This window comes from Kordia sp. SMS9, assembly GCF_003352465.1.
Classification (GTDB): domain Bacteria; phylum Bacteroidota; class Bacteroidia; order Flavobacteriales; family Flavobacteriaceae; genus Kordia.
The window spans coordinates 762,944-783,389 of record NZ_CP031153.1 but is presented as its reverse complement, the minus strand read 5'-3'; the positions used below and the strand labels follow the sequence as shown (position 1 = coordinate 783,389).

17 protein-coding genes are annotated in these 20,446 nt (G+C 36.1%); 12 read left to right on the top strand and 5 right to left on the bottom strand.

The window, feature by feature from the left end:
- Positions 1–150: 150 nt before the first annotated feature.
- Together KORDIASMS9_RS03570 and KORDIASMS9_RS03565 are read left to right on the top strand one after the other, a co-directional pair.
- Positions 151–912, top strand: a complete 762-nt coding sequence (locus KORDIASMS9_RS03570) for an exodeoxyribonuclease III (RefSeq protein ID WP_114901519.1) — start codon at positions 151–153, stop codon at positions 910–912.
- A 341-nt stretch (positions 913–1,253) separates the two neighbouring features.
- Positions 1,254–2,288 (top strand): NADP(H)-dependent aldo-keto reductase, encoded by a 1,035-nt coding sequence (locus KORDIASMS9_RS03565; RefSeq protein ID WP_114901518.1) that lies wholly within the window; start codon positions 1,254–1,256, stop codon positions 2,286–2,288.
- Positions 2,289–2,363: 75 nt separating this feature from the next.
- Here the strand turns inward: KORDIASMS9_RS03565 and radA are convergent, their stop codons facing one another.
- The 5 genes from radA to panC are packed head-to-tail and all read right to left on the bottom strand — an operon-like array spanning position 2,364 to position 7,104.
- On the bottom strand, positions 2,364–3,725 hold the full coding sequence (radA, locus tag KORDIASMS9_RS03560; protein WP_114901517.1) for a DNA repair protein RadA: 1,362 nt from the start codon (positions 3,723–3,725) through the stop codon (positions 2,364–2,366).
- Between the two features lies 1 nt (position 3,726).
- Positions 3,727–4,884 (bottom strand): alpha/beta hydrolase, encoded by a 1,158-nt coding sequence (locus KORDIASMS9_RS03555; protein WP_240321118.1) that lies wholly within the window; start codon positions 4,882–4,884, stop codon positions 3,727–3,729.
- Positions 4,885–4,914: 30 nt separating this feature from the next.
- The gene (locus tag KORDIASMS9_RS03550; RefSeq protein WP_371412753.1) at positions 4,915–5,877 is read right to left on the bottom strand and encodes a YbhN family protein; all 963 of its coding nucleotides are present in this window, start codon (positions 5,875–5,877) and stop codon (positions 4,915–4,917) included.
- Complete coding sequence (gene panD, locus KORDIASMS9_RS03545) at positions 5,878–6,228, bottom strand: aspartate 1-decarboxylase (RefSeq protein ID WP_114901516.1); 351 nt, start codon at positions 6,226–6,228, stop codon at positions 5,878–5,880. It abuts the gene before it with no gap.
- 27 nt (positions 6,229–6,255) lie between these two features.
- Positions 6,256–7,104, bottom strand: coding sequence for a pantoate--beta-alanine ligase (panC, locus tag KORDIASMS9_RS03540; protein ID WP_114901515.1), 849 nt, complete (start codon positions 7,102–7,104; stop codon positions 6,256–6,258).
- Positions 7,105–7,209: 105 nt separating this feature from the next.
- On the opposite strand from panC, the gene KORDIASMS9_RS03535 reads away from it, so the two are divergent.
- The 10 genes from KORDIASMS9_RS03535 to KORDIASMS9_RS03490 all read left to right on the top strand — a co-directional run bounded on the left by KORDIASMS9_RS03535 (position 7,210) and on the right by KORDIASMS9_RS03490 (position 20,387).
- The gene (locus KORDIASMS9_RS03535; protein ID WP_114901514.1) at positions 7,210–8,019 is read left to right on the top strand and encodes a glycogen/starch synthase; all 810 of its coding nucleotides are present in this window, start codon (positions 7,210–7,212) and stop codon (positions 8,017–8,019) included.
- Between the two features lie 18 nt (positions 8,020–8,037).
- Positions 8,038–9,678 carry a DUF4270 domain-containing protein gene (locus KORDIASMS9_RS03530; RefSeq protein ID WP_114901513.1) on the top strand — a complete coding sequence of 547 codons (1,641 nt, stop codon included), beginning with the start codon at positions 8,038–8,040 and terminating at the stop codon, positions 9,676–9,678.
- A 22-nt stretch (positions 9,679–9,700) separates the two neighbouring features.
- Positions 9,701–11,548 (top strand): glutamine--fructose-6-phosphate transaminase (isomerizing), encoded by a 1,848-nt coding sequence (glmS, locus tag KORDIASMS9_RS03525; RefSeq protein WP_114901512.1) that lies wholly within the window; start codon positions 9,701–9,703, stop codon positions 11,546–11,548.
- A gap of 79 nt (positions 11,549–11,627) precedes the next feature.
- Positions 11,628–14,453, top strand: coding sequence for a TonB-dependent receptor domain-containing protein (locus KORDIASMS9_RS03520; RefSeq protein WP_114901511.1), 2,826 nt, complete (start codon positions 11,628–11,630; stop codon positions 14,451–14,453).
- Between the two features lie 254 nt (positions 14,454–14,707).
- Entirely contained in the window at positions 14,708–16,216 is a 1,509-nt protein-coding gene (gene atpD / locus KORDIASMS9_RS03515) for a F0F1 ATP synthase subunit beta (RefSeq protein WP_114901510.1), read from the top strand.
- Between the two features lie 87 nt (positions 16,217–16,303).
- Positions 16,304–16,579: a F0F1 ATP synthase subunit epsilon gene (locus KORDIASMS9_RS03510; protein WP_114901509.1), complete on the top strand. Its 276-nt coding sequence runs from the start codon at positions 16,304–16,306 to the stop codon at positions 16,577–16,579.
- Between the two features lie 438 nt (positions 16,580–17,017).
- Positions 17,018–17,725: a hypothetical protein gene (locus KORDIASMS9_RS03505; RefSeq protein WP_162819746.1), complete on the top strand. Its 708-nt coding sequence runs from the start codon at positions 17,018–17,020 to the stop codon at positions 17,723–17,725.
- Positions 17,726–17,836: 111 nt separating this feature from the next.
- On the top strand, positions 17,837–18,550 hold the full coding sequence (locus KORDIASMS9_RS03500) for a hypothetical protein (protein WP_162819745.1): 714 nt from the start codon (positions 17,837–17,839) through the stop codon (positions 18,548–18,550).
- Positions 18,551–18,663: 113 nt separating this feature from the next.
- Positions 18,664–19,407 (top strand): hypothetical protein, encoded by a 744-nt coding sequence (locus tag KORDIASMS9_RS03495; RefSeq protein WP_114901506.1) that lies wholly within the window; start codon positions 18,664–18,666, stop codon positions 19,405–19,407.
- Positions 19,408–19,604: 197 nt separating this feature from the next.
- Positions 19,605–20,387 (top strand): hypothetical protein, encoded by a 783-nt coding sequence (locus KORDIASMS9_RS03490; protein WP_114901505.1) that lies wholly within the window; start codon positions 19,605–19,607, stop codon positions 20,385–20,387.
- Positions 20,388–20,446 lie beyond the last annotated feature (59 nt).

Here is a 20,446-nt window from a genome sequence, read left to right as displayed (position 1 = left end):
AAGAATAGTACAAATACAATAAAAAGTCTGAAGAGGCGTCATTTTGGACTTGATCCAGAATCTCACACAAGTGATTGTTTACTGTTAAGAGAAACCGAACTTGATGCGATTTGACGAATTTTCAACTTCATAAAATAAAGAAATACAAGTGTGAAAATTATCTCTTACAACGTAAACGGAATTCGTGCTGCTATCAAAAAAGGATTCCTCGAATGGCTGCAACAAGCCAATCCTGATGTAGTTTGTATTCAAGAAACAAAAGCACAAAAAGAACAACTCGATTTGGAAGCTTTTGAAGAAGCTGGTTACAACTATCATTATTGGTTTAGCGCACAAAAAAAAGGCTACAGCGGCGTGGCAATTTTGTGTAAAGAAGAACCCAATCATGTGGAATACGGAACGGGCATTGAAACGATGGATTTTGAAGGACGCAACTTGCGTGTCGATTATGATAACATTTCCATCATGAGCATGTATTTGCCATCGGGAACTAACGATGCGCGACTCAGCTTCAAATTTCAATACATGGACGAAATCAAAGAATATTTGACGAATTTGCGCAACGAAATTCCAAACTTAGTCGTGTGTGGCGATTACAATATTTGCCATGAAGAAATAGACATTCACAACCCAAAAATGAAAGGTGTTTCAGGGTTTTTACCCGAAGAACGCGCGTGGATTGGAAGTTTTATCGACAGCGGATTCATTGATTCGTTTCGTCACTTAAACAAAGAACCGCATCACTATAGTTGGTGGAGTTATCGCGCAAACGCTCGAAACAACAACAAAGGCTGGCGTATTGATTACAACATGGTGAGCGAACCGTTAAAAGACAATATTACAAGAGCTACCATTTTACCCGAAGCAAAACACTCTGATCACTGTCCAATTTTGGTCGAAATAGAAGCTTAATTTTGCATTTCGCGTGTCACATCGAGCGCAGTCGAGATGAAGGCGGAAATCTATCGGAAGTCAATATGGTAAAATGAAAATAATAATTTGGGCATTTCCTCCAAGAAAAATGGAGGTCAGGCTTTCGCTAGTCGCTTTTTGTAAACTGTCATTCCTGCGTAGGCAGGAATCCACTTTACAAAAGAGCTCCAACAATAGCTCAATCCTTAATGCACATCAAACAAAAAAAGAAAATTAAAAAAACCGAAAAAGAAAAATAACAACCAAACGTCACTTCGAGTGAAATTTCAAAGAAATTTTGTATCGAGAAGCGCTGTGAAACAAAAAACAAAAAAAAGAAAATGAAATACTCAAAAATTCCACATACGGATATTGAAGTCAGCAAAATCTGCTTAGGAACCATGACTTGGGGAAATCAAAACACCGAAGCCGAAGGTCATGAACAAATGGATTACGCTTTTGCACAAGGTGTGAACTTTTTTGACACTGCCGAATTGTATCCTGTGCCCGCAACCGCAGAAACCTACGCAGAAACAGAACGCATTATCGGAACTTGGTTTAAAAAATCAGGAAATCGTGATAAAGTGGTGTTGGCAACAAAAATTGCTGGTCCAGGTGATTATACAGCGCACATTCGTACAACAGGTTTCAAACCAGCAGCTATTAAAGATGCGGTAGAAAAAAGTTTGCAACGCTTACAAACCGATTATATAGATTTATACCAATTGCATTGGCCGGAGCGAACTACAAACACATTTGGAGAACGAATTTACAATCACAATCCAAATGATCCGTGGGAATACAATTTTCATGAAAGTTTAGCTACTTTGGACGAATTGATCAAAGAAGGGAAAATTCGTCAAGTAGGAATCTCCAATGAAACACCGTGGGGAACCATGCGCTATTTGGAAGAATCCAAAAAAGGATTGCCACGTATGGTCACGATTCAAAATGCATATTCGTTATTATGCAGAAGTTTTGATTCTGGCTTGTCCGAGATCGCGATGCAAGAAGGCGTTGGCTTGTTGGCGTATTCTCCGATGGCTTTTGGTGTACTTTCAGGAAAATACTTGGGTGGAAAATTGCCCAAAGATGCACGTTTAACGTTATTTCCAAGATTTGCACGTTACAGCGGCGAAGAAGCAACAAAAGCTACGCAAAAATATTACGATTTAGCACAAAAACACGGTTTGAGTTTGGCGCAAATGTCCTTAGCGTTTATCAACCAACAACCATTTGTGACAGGAAATATTATTGGAGCCAGTAAAATGGAGCAACTTAAAGAAAATATTGCCAGTATTGATGTAGTATTGTCACAAGAAATTTTGGATGCGATCAACGAAATTCATAATGAAATTCCAAATCCTGCTGCTTAGAATTCCAAAGTATAATTAAAATTTCAAACGTTATTGCGAGTCTCAGACTCGCAATAGCTTTAATGCAGTATTTTTCTAAAATAAGTTTGCTACCAAATCTTCAATTCTTGAGATGAGTACGATGTTTATTTTGGTGTTTTTCAAGGAGATTTTATTGTGTTTGGAAGCAAAAAATGTGGTAAACCCTAGTTTTTCAGCTTCTAAAATACGTTGATCAATTCGATTGACGGGACGAATTTCCCCTGCCAATCCGATTTCCGCAGCAAAACAATTGGTTTTCGAAATTTCTTCATCTTCATTGCTAGAAAGAATGGCAGCAATCACGGCTAAATCAATCGCAGTGTCATCAATACTGATTCCGCCTGTAATATTTAGAAAAACATCTTTTGCGGCCAATTTAAAACCTGCGCGTTTTTCCAACACGGCCAACAACATATTCAAACGTTTGGCATTGTAGCCTGTGGTGCTTCTTTGCGGCGTTCCGTATACAGCTGTACTCACCAACGCTTGAATTTCGATCATTAACGGTCGTGCACCTTCCAAAGTAGCTGCAATGGCGGTTCCGCTGAGTTCATCAGCATTTTGTGAAATGAGGATTTCGGACGGATTGCTGACTTCGCGCAAACCATCGGAGAGCATTTCGTAAATTCCCAATTCGGAGGTAGAACCGAAACGATTTTTTAGTGAACGTAAAATTCGATAGACATGATTTCGATCGCCTTCAAACTGTAAAACCGTATCGACCATGTGTTCCAAAATTTTAGGTCCCGCAATATTTCCATCTTTTGTAATGTGTCCGATCAAAAATACAGGAATGCCACTTTCTTTGGCAAATTTGATCAATTCCGTAGTACATTCTCGGATTTGTGAAATGCTTCCCGCAGACGATTCAATATAGTCTGAATGTAAGGTTTGAATGGAATCAATGACGACAATATCAGGTTTGACTTCTGCAATTTGCTTGAAGATATTTTGTGTTTTGGTTTCGGTCAACACAAAACAATTGGAGCTTTTTTGACTGATGCGTTCGGCACGCATTTTTATTTGTTTCTGACTTTCCTCACCAGAAACATACAAGGTTTTATAGGGCAATTTTAAGGAAATTTGAAGCAACAAGGTGCTTTTTCCAATGCCAGGTTCGCCACCGAGCAAAATTAACGATCCAGGTACAATGCCGCCACCAAGAACTCTGTCCAGTTCTTGATCGGTCGTTGGTAAGCGTTTTTCAGTAGCCGAACTTATTTCGTGAACCAATGTTGGTTTTGCAACACGTGTAGTACGCCCTTTTTCTTGTTGTTGCCAATTGGCTTTTACTTCTTTTTGAATGACTTCTTCCACAATCGTATTCCATTGTTTGCAGGAAGAACATTGTCCTTGCCATTTTGAAAATTGTGTGCCACAGTTTTGACAGAAAAAGGTCGTTTTTACTTTTGCCATATTACCAACCGAAGTCTTGTTTAAGTTTGTCTGCTTTGTCGAGCATTAAATCTTTCGTGATGAAATCTATTGGACTCATACTAAAACCATTTTGATACATGCGTAATGCTTTTTTTGGCTTTCCAATTTTTTCATAATATTCGCCCATAAAAAAATGAAATAGTGCAGTATCAGGATATTCTTTTTTGCCTAGTTTGGCTAAAAGTTCTAAATCTTCATTGTTTTTTGCTTTTCGAACAGCCGCATAAATTGCCATAAAATCGTTTACAGTCACGCGCTTTTCAAATCCGAAAAGGTCTTTAATTGTTTTGTATTTGTCCATTAAATACAAGTATGGAGATGTTTTTAGCGTGACGATTTTTTCTTTGTATTCTTTAACGCTTATCGGACGATAGATTGTAAATATTTTACTCATTGCTCTTGGAATTGCCTGAACCGCTAACGAGTTGTGATTGGCTTCTGTAAAGTCATCGTAATAGTAAAAAATGTTTTCGTTTTTGAGCGTTTTGAGCGTTTTGAGCGATTCGTTGAAACCTCTGATTCGTTTGGCTTCTTTTTTAGTGTCTTCATCAGAAGTGGCTAAGTAGTAGAATTTTTTCGTTTCAAATTCTTCCAAGCGTTTCACGATTCGATCTTCCATTTTTGGAGCAAAATAGGGACTGAGATTGATATACGCATCAAACAATGGCACTTCTTTGAACAAGTAATAATTTATAAAATTTGCTGTGAGATCATGTCCCACCACCATTTTAAAATTAGCAGTATTGTAATTTTTTTCGATGAACGGAATTAATTCCATTCCGATAAATTCAAAAAATTGAGATGCTTTTTTTTCTGGCAAGCCACTAGCATCATTGTAGGCGCATTCATTTGCTCGATCTTCTGTTTTGTTTTGATTGATACCAACCACAATACATTCTGGCATTTCGTCCCAATAGCTGTAATATTTTGAGTTGGCAACGACACTTTCAAACAGATAATGTGCATCTAACACTACAATAATTGGATATACTTTGTCGTCAGAATAATCTTCTGGAACATACAATTGTACATCGCGGGTTTCATTTAGTTTTTTGGATTTTATTTTTTCAAGAGTAGTTTGCGCATGGATGGTGGAAAAACATACAAACGCAAAACATAGCATGAGATACTTTTTCATGTTGTGGATAGGTTGGTTTGGGTTCACAAGTTAAAGATTTTTTTTGCGATTAAAAATAGGCAAATACAGAAAAGATAATCCGCCTAAAATTATAATCATCAAGGTTTGCGAAGCCCACATGATCCAACCGAATGCTTCACTAGGAGTTCGTTCTATGTAAAATAGTGAAAAAGCTGCTGCAATTGCCAACGGATATGCACCTGTTCCGCCATTGGTGACAGCAATACTGAAACTTCCTGCGATGAACGCTATTAAAACAGCACCTAAAGGAACGTTGCCGTGTAAATCTTCTACCGAAAGCATGGTGATATAAAACATTAGGATGTACATTGCCCAAATAAAGAGCGTGTGGAATATAAATGCCCATTTGCGTTTCATTTTTAGAATGCTTGTAGCACCTTCAAACACGCCAATGATAAAGTTTTTTATTTTGAGTGCGATGCCTTTTTTGGCTCTTCTGATAAAAATGATCAAAGTTATTCCGCCAACAATTGCAGCAATGAGCAGTAATGTGATTTTTGTGGGATCGAGTTTTTTCATGAGTAAATCCCAGATAAAATCAAACTGCATAAAAAGTGTAATTCCAATGACGAACAGCAATACAATTAAGTCGGCAACACGTTCGGCGACAATGGTTCCAAATCCTTTTTCAAACGGAATGTCCTCATAGTTTGTCAGTGTTAATGCGCGCAAAGCTTCTCCTGATCGTGGAATGCCTAAGTTTGCCAAATACGCCACAAAAACTGCCATGATGCTGTTTCCATATTTCGGTTTGTAGCCTAAAGGTTCTAGCATAAATCGCCAGCGATAGGCTCGAGAAAGGTGACTTAATATTCCACAGAAAACACCCAAAAACACCCACGTATAATCTGCTTTTTTAAAATGTTCTATCAGTTCTTCTAGTGGTGTTTTGGACAAAGAATACCAAACTAAAAAAACTCCCAATAGTAATGGGAGTAGTATTTTTAATATTTTAGATGTTTTTATTTTCAATTAGGTAAGTGTGTTGTCAGCTTCGTTTGGGAATACTAATGCAGGTTTAAATTTTTTCGCCTTTTCAATGTCCATCATGGCATAGGTAATTAAAATAAGGACATCTCCTTTGGCTACTTTTCGTGCTGCTGCGCCATTTAGGGTAATTTCTCCACTTCCTCTAGGACCTGGAATTGCATAGGTTTCAAGGCGTTCGCCATTGTTATTATTTACAATTTGAACTTTTTCTCCTTGAATAATATTTGCAGCGTCCATAAGGTCTTCATCAATAGTGATGCTTCCAATATAGTTTAAATCAGCTCCTGTGACTTTTACTCTATGTATTTTTGATTTTACTACGTGTATTTGCATGGGGCAAAGTTAATGATTTTAAAGTTTTTAATTCAATGCTACATTGTCTATTAGTCGAATGTCTTCAATAAAAGCAGCAATGAAGATGCGATACGTTTCGTTTTTAGATTTGCGTTTGACAGTTTTCAAGTTTTTGATGTTGGCAATTTCAACATACTCCAGTGTAAGTAACGGATGCTTATTGAACTGTTTCTGAACCCATTCCTTTACTTTCATAGCACTTTTTGTGCCAAACTTTTTTTGGGCTTCTAAAAGCGTTTTGTAGATGAAAGCGCTTTCTTTTCTTGCTTCGTCAGAAAGACGTTCATTTCGAGAACTCATTGCCAAGCCAGAAGCTTCACGGAATATGCTGCAACCAATAATTTCTACAGGAATCTTGTATTTGGAAACGAGTTTTTTGATGATCATTAATTGTTGAAAATCTTTTTCGCCGAAATACGCTTTGTGTGGCGTCACAATTTCAAGCAGTCTTTTTACAATGGTGCCAACACCGTCAAAATGTCCTGTTCTGAATTTTCCTTCCATTTCAAACTCCAAACCGTCAAAACTAAATTTTTCTGCTTCAACGTCCGTTTCGTAGATGTCTTTTATGCTAGGAGCGTATATAAAAATGTTTTTTCCTAAAGTTTTTAATAATTCTACATCGGCTTCTAAGGTACGTGGATATTTTTCTAAATCGGTGGCGTTGTCAAACTGCGTAGGATTCACAAAAACACTTACACATACAATATCATTATCAGTCATAGCGTTCCTTACCAAGGATAAATGTCCTTTGTGCAATGCGCCCATTGTGGGAACAAATCCAATAGTTTTTCCAGCAGATTTCTCTGTTTGGACATAATTTTTTAGTGTATTTTGGGTGTAGAATGTAGTCATTTTGAAAAAATTAACAGCTTGCAAACTTAATATATTACTGTTAATCTGCATAATTTTTGTAATTTTGCATGTTTTACGCTGAATTATTAAAGGAAAAGTATTTTTATGAATAATAAAAGAGTCTTATACGTTTCATCTGAAGTAGTACCATATTTGCCAGAGACTGAAATCTCCTCCATGTCGTTTGAAGCACCAAAAATGGTTAATAGCAAAGGTGGGCAAATTAGGATATTTATGCCACGTTTTGGAAATATTAATGAGAGAAGACATCAATTGCATGAAGTAATTCGTTTATCGGGAATGAATTTAGTAATCAATGATATGGATATGCCATTGATTATCAAGGTAGCTTCTATACCTAAAGAAAGAATACAAGTATATTTTATTGACAATGAAGAATACTTTAAACGCAAAGCTACGTTTACAGATGAAGAAGGAAATCTTTTTCCAGACAATGACGAACGCGCTATTTTCTTTGCAAAAGGTGTGATTGAAACTGTAAAGAAATTAAATTGGGCACCAGACATCATTCACGTTCACGGTTGGATGGCTTCTTTATTGCCTTTATACTTACGTAAATATTACAAAGACGAACCATTGTTTACAGATAGTAAAATTGTTACTTCTGTTTACAAACAAGAATTTGACGGAACTTTAGATGCAGAAATGCTCAATAAAATCAAATTTGATAATATTGGAGATGGCGCTGTAGAAATACTTGCTGAACCAAACTACTCTAACCTTCTAAAAGTTGCTGTGGATCATTCGGATGCCGTAGTAATTGCATCTGAGGAAATTCCTGCGGATGTTCAAGAATATCTCACCGGTCTTGAAAAGCCAGTTCTTGAATATAAAAACAGAGAAGAATTTGCAGATGCCTACACAGATTTTTACAACACAAAAGTTTTAAATTAAGGTTAACAAATTACACTTATGAACAAATTTAAAAAGACACTTACAGGTGGCTTAGTTGTACTTTTATTGGTACTAGGCTTTGTAGCTTGTGATGATGAGTTTAGAACTGTTGGAGACGAAATTATTGAAAATAATAATTTTACAACAGATTTGTTTGCAGATTCCGAAGTACGTGCATACAACAAACGTATTGGAGCAGTGCAAGCAAACGCATTACCCGTGTATCAATTGGGTAAAAATGTAGATCCTGTATATGGAACTACGTTTTCAAGCTTAACGATACAAGCAAGTTTATTTGCAGGCGATCCTGAGTTTGGTGATTTTAGTCAAGCAGAAGAGGACGAAGATTTAACAGATACAGAGGAAATGGAAACGGTGACGGAAGTTTGGTTGAACATTCCATACTTCAGTACAAGCACCATTAATGACGACGGAGAAACGGAAGTTGAGGTAGATTCTCTTTACGGAAATCTAGAACAGACTTTTACATTACGCGTTCAAGAACTCACGTATTTTTTAAGAGCCATTGATGAAGATGGTTTGCCACAAATTTATTATTCGGATGAAGATTTTTCAAACCGTGTTGGACAAACACTTTATGAAAATACGGCTTTCCAAATAAATCTTAATCAAATAGAGATAGAAGAAACCGATGTTAACGGAGCAGCAGTTTTAGACGAAAATGGCGATCCAGTGATAGAAGAAACATTATCGCCACGAATTCGTGTGCCGTTAGACGCAGCTTTCTTTCAGGAGAGAATTGTGGACAATGAAGGAAGCATAAAGCTATCCAATAATAATGTATTTAGGGCAGAAGACTTATTTAGAGGTATTCATATTACTACTGAAAACACGGAAGCATTACAATTATTAGATCTTCAAAATGCTACTATTGAAGTTAACTATACCTATCAGAAAGTTGATACGCAAGGAAATACAGACGATTCTGACGATACGGTTGAAACTGAAAAAGCGAAATTTAACCTAAGCTTATCATCCGCAAATATCATAAATTCATTTAGCACGCCTACATTTACACAGGATGTAACAGCAACGGAAGATAACTTGTATTTAAAAGGTGGCGAAGGTTCTATGGCAGTCATTGAGCTTTTCGGCCCTGATAATGATAACAATGGTGTTGCTGATCAGTTGGAAGAAATTAGAGAAAACGGTTGGTTGATCAACGATGCTAATTTAGTGTTTTATGTAAATAATAACGAACAGGTTGAAGGTGCGGAAGATCCACAACGTATTTATTTATACAATATGACTGACAATTTCCCGTTGTTTGATTATTTTGAAGATGAAACTGTAAATGCTGCATCTCCATCATTATCAAAAGGAATATACGGTGGTATCTTGGAACGTGATGATGAAGGAGAAGCAACACAATACAAAATTAGGGTTACAGAACATATGAACAACCTTATTCGAAAAGATTCATCCAATGTGAAACTCGGATTGGTGGTATCATCCCATATAGACTTAAACTTTATAGGTCCGGCTGAAATAAAAACAAGTACAACAGAAGAGGAATTTGTCCCAATTATCTCTGTCATGCATCCGTTTGGAACCGTATTGTATGGAAGCACGCCAGCGGTACCAGAAGACAAAAGATTAAGGCTGGAAATTTTTTACACAATACCAGAAAGCAATTAATATCAATAATTAAGAAGAAACTATGTGCGGAATCGTAGGTTATATAGGTCACAGAGAAGCATATCCTGTGGTGCTGAAAGGATTAAAAAGACTGGAGTACAGAGGCTATGACAGTGCAGGTGTCGCAATATACGATGGTAAAAACATCAAGCTATCCAAAACCAAAGGAAAAGTAGTTGATTTAGAAAATCGTGTCAAAGAAGAAATTTCAATAGATGGATCGTTAGCTATCGGACATACGCGTTGGGCAACTCATGGAGAACCAAACGATATAAATTCACATCCTCATTATTCAAATTCGGGTGAATTGGTAATCATTCACAACGGAATCATTGAAAATTACGAGCCATTAAAGCAAGAATTAATCAATAGGGGCTATACATTTCATTCAGATACGGATACAGAAGTATTGGTAAATTTGATTGAAGATGTAAAGAAAAATGAAGATGTAAAGCTTGGAAAAGCAGTGCAAATCGCATTAAATCAAGTCGTTGGAGCGTATGCAATTGCGGTGTTTGATCAAAAAAAACCAGACGAAATAGTAGTAGCACGCTTGGGAAGTCCGTTAGTCATTGGAATTGGAGACGAAGAATTTTTCATTGCTTCTGATGCCACTCCTTTTATTGAATATACCAACAATGCGATTTATTTGGAAGATGAAGAAATGGCAATTGTGCGTAGAGGTAAAAAAGTAAAAGTTCGTAAAATAAAAGACGATTCTTTAGTAGATCCGTACGTTCAAGAATTACAACTCAACTTAGAGCAAATTGAAAAAGGTGGATACGACCACTTCATGCTCAAAGAAATATACGAACAACCAAGAGCAATTTTGGATACCTTCAGAGGAAGAATGTTGGCAAATGAAGGCATTATTAGAATGGCTGGAGTTGATGATAACATTGAAAAGTTTTTAAATGCAAACAGAATTATCATTGTTGCTTGCGGAACATCATGGCACGCAGGTTTAGTAGCAGAATATGTGTTTGAAAACCTAACAAGAATTCCTGTTGAAGTAGAATATGCTTCAGAGTTTAGATACAGAAATCCTGTGATTACTGAAAATGATGTGGTTATTGCAATTTCTCAATCTGGAGAAACGGCAGATACTATGGCAGCTATCAAATTGGCAAAAAGTAAAGGTGCTTTTGTATTTGGAGTTTGTAATGTGGTAGGTTCCTCAATTTCAAGAGAAACACATGCAGGTGCGTACACACACGCAGGCCCAGAAATTGGAGTCGCTTCTACCAAAGCATTTACCACACAAATTACGGTATTGACGTTGATTGCATTAAAATTAGCGCAGAAAAAAGGAACCATCTCAACATCAGAGTTTCATACCTACTTATCAGAAATGGACGCTATTCCTGCCAAAGTGGAAAAAACACTTAAATCTGATAATCATGTAAAAACCATCTCTAACATCTACAAAGATGCTACCAACTTCTTATATTTAGGTCGTGGGTATAACTTCCCAGTAGCGTTAGAAGGCGCGTTAAAACTTAAAGAAATATCCTATATTCATGCAGAAGGTTATCCAGCAGCAGAAATGAAGCACGGACCTATTGCATTAATTGATGAGCAAATGCCAGTAGTTGTCATTGCTACTCGAAAAGGACACTACGAAAAAGTGGTTAGTAACATTCAAGAAATAAAATCAAGAAAAGGAAAAATTATTGCAGTTGTAATGCAGGGTGATAAAAGCATCAAGAAAATTGCAGATTACGTAATTGAAATTCCTGAAACTTTAGAGTTGCTTACGCCGCTTTTAACAACAATTCCTTTACAATTACTGTCATATTATATTGCGGTTATGCGCGATTGCAACGTGGATCAGCCGCGAAACCTAGCAAAATCCGTCACAGTAGAATAACTTTAAAATATGATCGCTTTTTTTATGAATATCGTAAAAAAGCGTATATTGTTCTCATAATAACTAAACCAAAAGACTTATGAGAGCATATCTATCAATTTTAGCTATGTTGGTTTGTGCAGGGTTATTTGCGCAAACCAATGTTAGTGGAAAAGTTGTGGACGGCAATAACATGCCAATCCCCGGTGTAAACATTGTTGTAGTAGGAGCTTCTACAGGAACAAGTACTGATTTTGACGGAAAATTTAAATTAAAAGTCGATCAAGAGCCACCTTTTAAAATTACAGCGAGTAGCATCGGTTTTCAAGATGCCACCGTAGAAATTACCAAAAACAACGAAGACGTTACTATTGTCCTGAATGAAGGATCAGAATTGGACGAAATCGTTATTTCAGCTTCTAGAACGCCAGAACGGATTAGAGAATCCCCTGTAACGATAGAACGTATGGATGCAAGAGCTATTAGAAACTCGTCTGCTCCAACGTACTACGATGCCTTAGAAAACTTAAAAGGTGTCGATATTAACACAAACAGTTTAACGTTCAAATCGGTAAACACTAGAGGTTTTGCAACATTTGCCAATACTAGATTTATGCAATTGGTAGACGGAATGGATAACTCTTCTCCAGCCCTAAACTTCGCTCTTGGAAATTTATTAGGAATGTCTGAATTAGATGTAGATACGGTAGAATTACTACCAGGAGCATCTTCTGCTTTATATGGAGCAAATGCCTTCAACGGTATCATGTTTATGCGTAGTAAAGATCCATACGAACACCAAGGAATTACATTTTATGCAAAATCAGGAATGACTTCTTCTAGCAATGCAGGAGACAATATTTTTGTTGACTTTGGGTTTAGAGCGGCACATGCATTTAGCGATAAATTAGCAGTAAAAGCATCTTTCTCTTTCCTAAACGGTACAGAGTGGTTTGCTACCGACTATACAAATTATGATGCTGCCACCGGTGACGCTCTTACAGGTGATAGATCAAATCCAGGATATAATGGATTAAATATCTACGGAGATGAGGTTGATACTACGTTAGATTTTGATGCGATAGCAGGAACGCCAACAGGAACTTTTGGTTCTGAAAGAATCTCTAGAACAGGATATGAAGAGCGTGACTTAATGGATTATGATGCAGAAAGTGTAAAAGCAGATTTAGCCTTACATTACAAGCCTTGGGCAAACGACTTTACTGTAATTTGGAATTCAAAAATTGGTCGAGGAAATACAATCTATCAAGGAGCCAACAGATATTCTATCAAAAACTTCTTCATGCAACAGCATAAATTAGAAATTAGAAACAACAATTTCTTTATCAGAGGATATGTAACTGCTGAAAAAGCGGGTGATTCGTATGATACACGTTTTACAGCGATCAACGTAAACAGAAGATGGAAATCAGATCAGCAATGGTTTACCGAATATGCTACAGGATATTTAGGAGCTATTACAGGAGGTGTTCCTGGAGTAACGCCAGGTGATCCAACAATTGCACATGCATTTGCAAGAGGCGTTGCAGATACTGGTCGTTTAGTGCCTGGAACACCAGGATTTAAAAATGCATTAAATTCTGTAACCGCAGATGGAGACTTACTAACAGGTTCTCGATTTATTGATAATACAAAACTATATCATGCTGATGTAAACTATAATTTCTCACACTTAATTGATGTGGCTGACATTCAAGTTGGTGGATCATTCCGTGAATATGTACTAGATTCTCAAGGAACTATCTTTACAGATGTTGATGGTCCTATTCGTTACGATGAATACGGAGCGTACTTACAAGTACAAAAGAAATTCATGGAAGATAAAATGAAGTTTACAGGTTCTATTCGTTATGACAAAGCACAAAACTTTGATGGAAACTTCTCGCCAAGATTGTCCTTAGTATTTTCGCCAGACGAAGCTAAAAAACACAACTTTAGAGCTTCTTTCCAAACAGGTTTCCGTAATCCAACTACACAAGATCAGTACATTGGTTTAGATGTTGGAAATGCTATCTTGGTAGGATCTGCTCCAGATAACTTAGATCGTTACACAACACGACCAATCACAAACAACTTCCCAGCAGCGTTAGAAGCATTTGGTTTAGACAGAACCGTAACGCTTTCAGGAAATGATGCATACAACAACTCCTTTACATTAGCTTCATTTCAAAGATTTGGAGCAACAGGTGATGTTTCAGTGTTAGAGCGTGCAAATGTAGAATTTGTAAAACCAGAACAAGTATCTGCGTTTGAAGTAGGATACCGTGGAATTGTATATGACAATATTGCCGTAGATGTAAGTGCGTATTACAATGCTTACAAAGATTTCATTGCAAACAGAACCGTAATTGTACCTAACTATGGTAATGTAAATTTATCTGATCAAATCGATTTAACGCCAGTAGGTGGAGAAGAGACACCATTAGCCGTAATTGCAGCAGCAAATGGCGACTTTACACCATTCCAGTTATACTCTAACTCAAATGCAGACATCAACTCGTATGGTGTGGCTATTGGAGTCAACACGAAAGTATTTGGCGATTTTGACTTCGGAATCAACTATACGTATGCGAAACTTGATTTTGATCAAGCAAGTGATCCAGATTTTGAAACAAATTTCAACACGCCAGAGCATAAAGTAAAAGCATCTTTTGGAAACAACGATCTTTTTGATAACTTCGGATTCAATATCAATTACAGATGGAATGATGCGTTCCTATGGGAATCAACTTTTGCTGATGGAATGGTAACTGCACGTTCACTAATTGATTTGCAAGTGAACTACCGTTTCAAAAAATCAACGATCAAACTAGGTGCAGCAAACATCTTAGGACATGAATACCTAAGCGCACCTGGAGTTGGAACTATTGGAGCTCAATACTTTGTTTCTTGGGTGATCAATTAATAAAAACATAAACACAAATAAATATGAAAAGCGTACCATTATGGTGCGCTTTTTTTATGAAATCTAGATTCATAAAGTCAAAAAATACGTGTAGAAATCAAAGTTTCTATTTAATTCGTAAAAATCATACCAAAACACTACTTATTTTAATTAATAAAATATATCTTTGCACCGCGAAAAAAGGTCATGTTTTAGCATAAAATATGAAATCCGTTTTTCAGTATTTAATAACCTAAACATTAAACACTTAAGTAATGTCAAAAGTTACAGGTAAAGTTGCACAAATTATAGGTCCTGTTGTTGATGTAGCATTCAACGCTGGGAGCGAACTTCCAAGAATTTACGATTCATTAGAAATAACTAGAGAAGACGGTACAAAATTAGTACTAGAAGTACAATCTCACGTAGGAGAAAATACCGTACGTACTATTTCTATGGATTCAACAGATGGTCTCAGTAGAGGTACAGACGTACTCACTACAGGTGACTCTATTAAAATGCCTATTGGCGACGATGTATACGGCCGACTATTTAACGTAATCGGAGATGCGATTGATGGATTAGGAGAATTGCCAAAAGATGGTGATAACGGCTTGTCTATCCACAGAGAAGCACCAAAATTCGAAGACTTATCAACTTCTACAGAAGTATTATTTACAGGGATTAAAGTAATCGACTTAATTGAGCCTTATGCAAAAGGTGGAAAAATTGGATTATTTGGTGGTGCCGGAGTAGGTAAAACAGTACTAATTCAGGAGTTGATTAACAATATTGCAAAAGGTCACGGTGGACTTTCAGTATTCGCAGGAGTAGGAGAAAGAACGCGTGAAGGAAATGACCTTTTACGTGAGATGTTAGAATCTGGAATTATCAAGTACGGTGACGATTTCATGCACTCTATGGAAGAAGGTGGATGGGATTTATCGAAAGTTGATAAAGCTGCGATGAAAGAATCGAAAGCAACATTCGTATTCGGACAAATGAACGAGCCTCCTGGAGCACGTGCACGAGTTGCATTATCAGGATTGACCATTGCTGAGTATTTCCGTGATGGAGCAGGTGATGGACAAGGAAAAGATGTACTTTTCTTCGTAGATAACATCTTCCGTTTTACACAAGCAGGTTCTGAGGTATCTGCCCTTTTAGGACGTATGCCATCAGCGGTAGGATACCAACCTACATTAGCAACCGAAATGGGAGCAATGCAGGAACGTATTACCTCTACCAAAAAAGGATCTATTACATCTGTACAGGCAGTTTACGTACCTGCGGATGACCTTACCGATCCAGCACCAGCAACAACATTTGCCCACTTAGATGCAACCACAGTATTATCTCGTAAAATTGCCGAGCTTGGTATTTATCCAGCGGTAGATCCATTAGATTCTACGTCAAGAATTTTAGCAGCAGATATTTTAGGAGATGAGCATTACGATTGTGCTACGCGTGTAAAAGAGTTATTACAACGTTACAAAGAATTACAAGATATTATTGCGATTCTTGGGATGGAAGAATTATCTGAAGAAGATAAAATGGCGGTAAACCGAGCGCGTCGTGTGCAACGTTTCCTATCTCAGCCATTCCACGTAGCAGAACAATTTACAGGAATTCCAGGAGTATTGGTAGATATTAAGGAAACGATCAAAGGATTCAACATGATTATGGATGGAGAATTAGATCACTTACCAGAAGCTGCTTTCAACTTAAAAGGAACCATTGAAGAAGCGATTGAAGCTGGAGAAAAAATGCTTTCAGAAGCGTAAAATTAAGTAGTGAGAATTGAGATATTAGCGGTAATATAATTACTAACAACTCAATACTCAATACTCATAACTCAATACTAAAAGAATATGTATTTAGAAATTGTTACACCAGAAGCCGTATTATTTAAAGGAGAAGTTACTTCGGTGGCTGTTCCAGGAATCAATGGTGAGTTTCAAATGTTAAACAATCACGCACCTATTGTATCATTATTGGGTGAAGGAACTGTGAAAATTCAAGGAGACATTACACTCGATGAAGAAATCGCCGAAAAATTTACACAAAATGGTAAAGAAACGATTTTAGCGATCAATTCTGGTACTATTGAAATGAAAGACAATAAAGTTATTGTATTAGCTGATTAATAACAGCAAATCATATACAAACACGGAAAGCATCAAACTATTAAGTTTGGTGCTTTTTTGGTTTTTAGAAAATACCTCAATTAAACCATATTGCCTATAATTCGTCTTACTATACAAACTTATACCAATTTACACATAAAATGATGTTTATAAACTCGTTCATTTGGCAGTTTAGTTCTTTGCGAATACTTTCCGTAGCTATGGCTATGCAAACCATTCACAGCATCCTATACAGCCAAAGCAACTTCGTATCCAAAACACCATTTTAAATGTAAATTGGTATTACTTTTAGAAGTGTTGATGCACAGTACAGAAATTAAAAATTGTGTTCTTGATTTCCAAAAGTGGACTGATATTTGCAATACGTTAAAAAACAACAAATTATTTGGAACGAACATCATTCAATTCGTAAATTCACTTCAATAAAACCAAAACATTATGAAACTACCCGTAATCGGAAAACAAATTATACTTCTTTGTAGCATCCTTTTATTCAGTACACTCGGATTTTCTCAACGACAAAGTACAATGATGCACAATGAGATGACCACACAAGCAATATTGCAAAAAAACATGGGGAAAGACTATGAAAACGATATTGAAGGCTCACCGTACTATGATGAAACATTTAACTCAGCTAAAATTTTACCGATTGGTAAAGTATTTATGGTTCGTTATAATGTTGCTTTAGATGTGATGGAAGTTATTCAAAAAACGGATACTTTGGTAATGAATAAGGCCTATAGAAATTACACCATTAAACAAAATAAAGGAAATATTACCTACAAGATTTTAGAAAATGCAGAAGCTAAACAGGATAAATTAGGATATTATATTCAGCTAACTAATGGTGAAAAGATTAAACTGTATAGAAAAGATAAAAAAAAGTTCGTAGAAGTTACTCGTACCGCTTATGGTAGCACCACAACCTCTACTTCTGCTAAATACAAAGAGCAAAAAAGTGAATTTTATATTGAATATGGTGATAGTGGAAGTGCTGTAAAATTACCTAAAAAGAAAAAATCACTCATCAAGCTATTTGCAAGTAAACAAGGTGATATCAAATCATTCATCAAAAAGAATAAAATCAAATTAACCAAAGAACAAGACTTGGTGCGATTGATCAATTATGCGAACTCCCTATAAAAGATTCCCTTAATGTTAAAATCTTATGAAAAGGTTAAATTGATAAGATTTTTGGAGCATACAATGTAAAAACTTAATTGATTTATTTACTAACAATTAAACCAGGTCACTATGAGATCATTTTTTAAAAAAAGTAGTTGCCTTTGTGCACTCTTCCTTGTAACTTCAATAGGCTTTGCACAATCCGCAAAACAAGCTGTGCAGGCTTCCATGTTTCACAACGATGTTAGCACACAAGCAATCCTTCAGAAAAACTTAAACAGAATACTGAAAGCAAATATTGAAGGAACTCCGTATTACGATGAAACTTTTAATTCAGCTAAAATTTCGCCAATAGATAAAGTGTTTATGATTCGTTACAATGTCGCTTTAGACGTAATGGAAGTGATTCAGCAAAATGACACTGTTGTAATGGTTAAGGAAAATAGAAACTATGTCATCAAGCAGAACAAAGGAAATATTACCTATAAAATATTAGAAAATGTAGAAGCTAAAGAAGACAAATTAGGATATTATGTGCAGCTAACCAATGGTGAAAACATTAAACTGTACAGAAAAGACCGTAAGAAATTTGTGGAAGCGAAAGCTGCGGCGTATGGAAATATCAATAAAACGTCTGCAAAATACAAAGAGCAAAAAAGCGAGTTCTACATCGAATATGGTGATAGCGGAAGTGCTGTAAAATTGCCTAAAAAGAAAAAATCACTCATCAAGCTATTTGCAAGTAAACAAGGCGATATCAAATCATTCATCAAAAAGAATAAAATTAAAGTAACAAAAGAACAAGACTTGGTGCGATTGATCAATTATGCGAACTCCTTGTAAAAGATGGTTTTAATATCAAAAAATCTACTTTAAAATGTGAAATTGGTAAGATTTTTGTGGTATAAAATGTAAAACTTAATTGATTTATTTATTAACAATTAAAGCAGACCGCTATGAGATCATTTTTTAAAACTAGTTGCCTTAGTGCATTTTTACTCCTATTTGTTGCAACAGCATACGCACAACAAACAACAACGCTCCAAACAGACAATTCGCCTACCATTACATTCTTTTTAGTACCACATTTCAATCCATTATTCGGACTTGGATATGTAAATCCAGACAAAAGTTTACTTGAAGTTGCTGATGGTTCACAATATTTTGACGAGGAATTCAAAGAAGTAAAAGTTTCAGCAACAAGCAAAGCCATCAAAGGACGATACAATGCATTTTTTGATGAGATGGAAATTGAAAACGGAAAGGAAAAAGGATGGATCAACAAATACCGTCAAAGAGAAAAAATAATTTTTACGGAAGATAATACTGTATATAAAATTTTAGATGGCGATGACAGACCAGAAATGAGTGCTTTAGGATATTATGAAGTATTACTAGAAAGCAATCGAGTAGCGCTCTACAAAAAGAATGCTAAAAAACTAGCTGTCGGTTTAGAACAATCTCCATACATGATTCCTGTACAAGAAGTAGTGACGGAATTCCAAAAATTGAAAACAGAATACTATGTGGAATTCAATAACAATGGAAACGCACAAAAACTTTCAAGAACACGCAGAGGTGTTGCAAAACTCTTTGTGGGCAAAGAAGACATCGTAAAAGCGTACATAAAAGAAAACAAACTCAAAGTCATCAATGACGAAGATTTAATACAAATTATTACGTACGTAAATTCCCTGTAAGTATTTACTAATACCAATTTTATAGTAAAATTGGCATAGTTTCCAGTATAGAAAAAGCATTAAGCATCCGTTTAATGCTTTTTTTTGTGTAAAATAAACAAAATCAGGTGTTTATTTGTGGAAAGTGTGCCAATAATTTCGTTGGCGTGTATTTTTTTGTAACTTTAAAGTAACATTAAACCAAAAAAAGATTCATTATGAAAACACTTCACACCAAAACCACAATTAAAAAATTAACTTTCTTTATGGCAATTTGCATGCTATTTGCTTTTGAAGTAAATGCGCAACAATGTAGCGGAGGAAGTTATTATGGAGAAAAACCGTCAACAGATGTCGCAGATTATGGTTTGCGAGCCTCCATGGACTTTGACAATGACTTAAATGCTGTTGTTGTGCGAAATCAAGGAGTCACGTACGGACCAAATACGATTGGAACTCCATACGTGCAAAATTCATTCGCTACAGCAAAAATTGCACCTGTTGGAAAAGTGTACCTAGTACGCTACAATGCATTAATGGATGAAATGGAAGTAAAAAGTTCTGAAAAAGAAGACATTCTCATCATTTCCAAAAAGAAAAACTATGTCATCAATCAGCATGCAAATAATGTTACGTACCGAGTATTGAAAAAAGTTGACAGTGAAAAAGAAAACGATTTAGGATATTACATCAGTTTGCAAGAAAATAAAAACGTTTCACTATACAGAAAGCAATGTAAAAAACTCGTAAAGCGAAACAAAGCAACTTATGGCGGTACTGCTTCTACGGTAACGACAGAATTCAAAGACATGCGTTGCGAATTCTATATAGAAAAAGCACATGACGGACACGCGATTAAAATTCCGAAAAGGAAAAAAGACTTTTTAGCGTTATTTCCTGAAAAAGCTGACTTAATTAGTGCGTTCATCAAAGAAAATCGCATCAAACTCAACAAGGAAAAAAGCTTGAAAAAGCTCATCACATACATCAATACCATCTAAAAATAAACGGACAAACCGAAATAGGCTGTTTGAAAAGTTAAAATCCAGACTTTCCAAAC